This is a genomic window from Nitrosopumilus sp. b3 (genome assembly GCF_014078525.1).
In the GTDB taxonomy this organism is placed as follows: domain Archaea; phylum Thermoproteota; class Nitrososphaeria; order Nitrososphaerales; family Nitrosopumilaceae; genus Nitrosopumilus.
This window is the reverse complement of sequence record NZ_MU078693.1, coordinates 316,571-320,801: the sequence shown is the minus strand read 5'-3', so window position 1 is coordinate 320,801 and position 4,231 is coordinate 316,571. Positions and strand designations below refer to the sequence as shown.

The following is a 4,231-nucleotide window of genomic DNA, read 5'->3' as shown; positions in this document are numbered from 1 at the left end:
GTGATACTGATGCTGCAGTAAGTGTGGTGAGTGTGTCAGATGGGGTGAGTGTCTCTGTTAGTGTTGCAGATGAAGATTTAGCTGCAATTATTGTATCAGTTACGGACAAGATTTCAGATATTGAATGAATGAATGCTGCTTGTGTTGTCAATGAATCTGAAATAGATATTGATTCAGTTAGGGTAACTGTTTTTGGTAAAAAGTCAATTACTTGATATGTAATTTCGAAATCAGATGCTGCATTTCCTCGAATTACTCTAACAGTATTTTGATTAATCACTTCGAGAGTTGCCTGTAATTCATCTATTGCTCCTGCTGTTGAGTTACTTGTAGTTCCAGTTCCACATCCAAATGGAGTACAAACAGTACCAATGGCAAATGCTCTACTCATATCTGCAATTCCATTATCAAGTGCGAATGTATTGCTAGCCACACCTGCAGATTGTGTATGATTACCATGTCTAATTGTTGCAAAGCCTTCAGGCAGTTGAATTAAAGTCCAGTTAATGTCGATATCATTGCCATCAGATGTATTTCTAGTAAAGACCAGGTTTCCACTCTCTGCAATTGTTGCTCTAATGTAGGATGTATAGGGTAGATAGTTTGGATTTACTTCATCTTTATTGAATGAAACAAATAGTAAACTGCGTGTTCTGTCTATTGCAGTAAAGTCAACTCCTGCATCAAGGGTAGTTGCAGTAGAGCCTGATGTAATTTGTGTTTGACCCCTTTGTGACAAGACATTCAGATTGTTCCAATCAAATACGCCCAGATATGCAGTTGTGTCTCCAGATCCTGGATCTGTTCTAACATTCCACTCCCATTGAGTACTACTAGTCAATCTTACTCGTTCGAGCTCTTCATCACCTACGGATGATTCATTAGCATCGTGAGTATGTCCTTGTAACCAATCCATTGTTTCTCCAAGATCCACAGTTTGACCAATGTTGTTAGTTACAGTAGTAGCAGTTTCTGAGTTTGGATTGATGTAGGTTGTTGTATGCGAATCAACTAATGCAGCAGTGCCAAATTCTGTTATGTAACATACATAATTTGCTGGAGAAACACCAGAATGAGAAGTTGCATGAATTCTAAGAATTGAATTGCTTACAATCTCCCATGCTTTGAATGATTCAGAGTGATCATTTGTCACAGAATGTCTAAAGGAACAAAGTGCAAATGCTCTATCATAGTCAGCAAGTGGTGGTGAAATTGTTACATCAAGAGAATCACCATCAGATGCCTGATATGTCCCTGTAAGAGTTCTTACTGAAAGAGGTCTTGCATCAGGATCACTTCCGACAGGTCTATTTTGTGAATCTATAACATCTGATAAATTCAAAGTTTCAGATAATGTGAAAGTCACGTCAGCAATAGGTGATACAAAGTCAGATGAAGTGAGTGTTTCATCTAGTGTTATAGCTGTTATAGTTGTGATTGATACAGTATCAGATGACGTTAATGTTTCTGAAAGAGTCATAGAAAAAGATATGCCACCACTTGAAATATCTGAAAACGAGAATGTTTCAGAAAGACTTCTTACATACATCATCTGTGTAGAGAGCTGATCAATTATGCTAAGAATCTCTTGGACTATTGCTCTTTGTACTAGTATTACACTCCAAATTTTTGGTGAGGTTGCACTTTCTTCAAACCAGGTAGAAAGAATTCTTTTATCATGAGATAAAGTCATGGATAATGCTTGGTAGTTACCAGTAGAGGTAGAATCCTTTGTTGCAGTATCCCAAGAACTTCCATTGTCTGTAGATACTCTATGGTAAACATTTTTGTTAGTTGCTGTTGTTCCATTGATATATCCTGCATAGACATCACTTGATACAGAATCTATTGCAAGTGATGTATCCATAATTATATTTCCAGCTGAAGCAGTTACTGGTTTTGTCAATGTAGACCATGATGAGTCATACTTGTAGGCTCTAACTTCACTTGTACTAGCAGTACCAGGATTTACAACTGCAGATACAAACAGTACATTATCAGGTCTTACTGCACCAGCAATTGTATTCTCATATGTAGTACTGTCAACTATACCAGTATCAATAGTAGTCCATGAACCACTCCATGATGAACTACTAAAAATTTTTGATAGTAATTCATGTGTACCATCATTTTGGTGTACCAACATAATATCTCCACCTGTTAATGGAAGAAGAACCAGTGCAAATTCACCATCTTCTGTAGAACCCCATGGATGCGAACCGGCACTAGTCCAGCTTGATGTACTTGTACAAGAACCAGAACATTCTCTTATTGAAGAAAGAGTAGACTTAGGAGATGAGTTATCAACTGTTCCTGCATATACTGTTCCATCTGTGCCTACAGTTATTGTAATGTCACTTGATGATGCAAGACGACCAAGACAGCTAGAAGAACAACCATTTTCATTTGTTACTGTATCAATTTGACCACTAAAGGAATTTGTTGCAGGATTAAACTGGAAATACCATATTTTATCTTGAGCAGTACCATATGATGCAAGATGAATTATTTTGTTTGTCAAACCTGGAGTCCATGGTTCATACCATGCTGCAACACCCTGGAATGTGCCTGATTTAATTACAGTTTTTGCCTGCCATGTTATTCCACCATTATTTGAATATTTGAATGCCACATCAGCATTATCATCTATGAAAAATTCGTATATGTGACTACCATTTACTGACACTGATCTTTGTTGTGATTTGTTATGATGATCCCTGAGAAGGCTGATTGCAGAAGCAATAGCAATCTGTGGATCAACTGCAACAAACCAGTTTCTAGCCTCAGTAAATGTTGGAATTCCCTCTTGGTCAATTTGTATTTTACCTAATGCATATAATTCTGGAGTGATCAAAGGAACAGAATAAGCATATCCTACTTCAACAAAATTATCTACTGGAGTGATTGTCCAAGAAATCTCTTTTTTGTTTCCGATTGTTTTAACAGTTCCATCTGTCTCTGTTATTTCAAATTCTGCTGGGACAAATTCTTTTATTGTCAGAGGGCTATCACCTACAAAAGAGGTAATTTCTAATTCTACATCAAATACATTTCTATAATTGAATGGATCGATTTTACTTTCTGTATGTCTTACAATATCATAATCAAAGCTTTCTTGCACTACAAAATATGTTGAGAAAACTGCAATTCCTGTCTCTGTCTCAGCAGAAATATTTATAGTATAATTTCCATTAATGGCTGGTTCATATGTAGCATCATACAAACCACAATCAGGATTTTTAATTATTCCGTTTTCTGTTGAAAGAGTAGTAGTTGCTAATTCAGGATCTGTTATAGCCATTGATATGTTTGAATCACAGACAGGATTTCCTGTAGAGTTTAATACCACAATTATAAATTCAGCAAGATCATTTGGTTTGTAAATACTTTTTACAGTATTGACTGATACAAGACCCCAAGCAAATTCATTTTCGCTTATGTATTGTTTTCCATTTACATTAAGAATTGTTTTAATTTTATAAACTCCTGGCTTTGCATCTGTTGGATCAATCTTAATGTTGAATTTACCTTCTCTTTGTTTTTCAAATGTTACATCTAGTTCAACTTTATTATTATGGGCATCATAGATCTCAGCTGTAATAGTTTCAGCATCTACCCAATTGTATTTTTGTTTCTGATGTTTATTTGTAATCTTTTCTAATTTTAATAAAACAGAATTTAATTTGTCAATCTTCTTTTGTTTTTTAGTTTCTTTAATTTCGTTTTCAATTTGTTCCATTAAGAGTTTAATCTTGCTTTTGATTGCATCTAATTGAGCTTCTGAAACTGTTTCACTTTTTTTGATTTGCTTGATTTGTTTTTGAATTTGTTTAATTTTTGCTTTTATTGAGGTGCCATCATCTTTTGCTGCATCTGCCTCAGGAATTGGCAATACAAACAATCCAAAGATATCATCTAGTGGTGATGAATTTAGGGCACTATCAATTCCGTCTTCAGCAGTTTCTATGGAAACATCAAGATTTTCAAGATCTTGAGCCATGGCTTCAGATTCATCATAAAATTCAAAGATAATTTCGGCATCTTCAGAAATTGTGAATGTCTCTTTTACAGGCGTCAAAATTGGAGAAATTTCAGGCACAACTATGCTTATCAAAGTGGTATTTTGGGCCTGAGCGCGAATATAGGAGAGTGAGTCTGAGAGAGATAATTGTGCCTGTAGAGAATCAGATGCAGTTTGTGCCTGTAGAGAGTTAGTATCATTTTGTGCCTG

The 4,231-nt window shown here is 35.6% G+C and carries 1 protein-coding gene; it reads right to left on the bottom strand.

Annotation, left to right across the window (positions count from 1 at the left end; all coding sequences use genetic code 11):
- A partial coding sequence (locus C6990_RS01870) for a hypothetical protein (RefSeq protein WP_220463364.1) occupies positions 1–4,099 on the bottom strand: 4,099 nt, incomplete at its 3' end.
- Between the last annotated feature and the right edge of the window lie 132 nt (positions 4,100–4,231).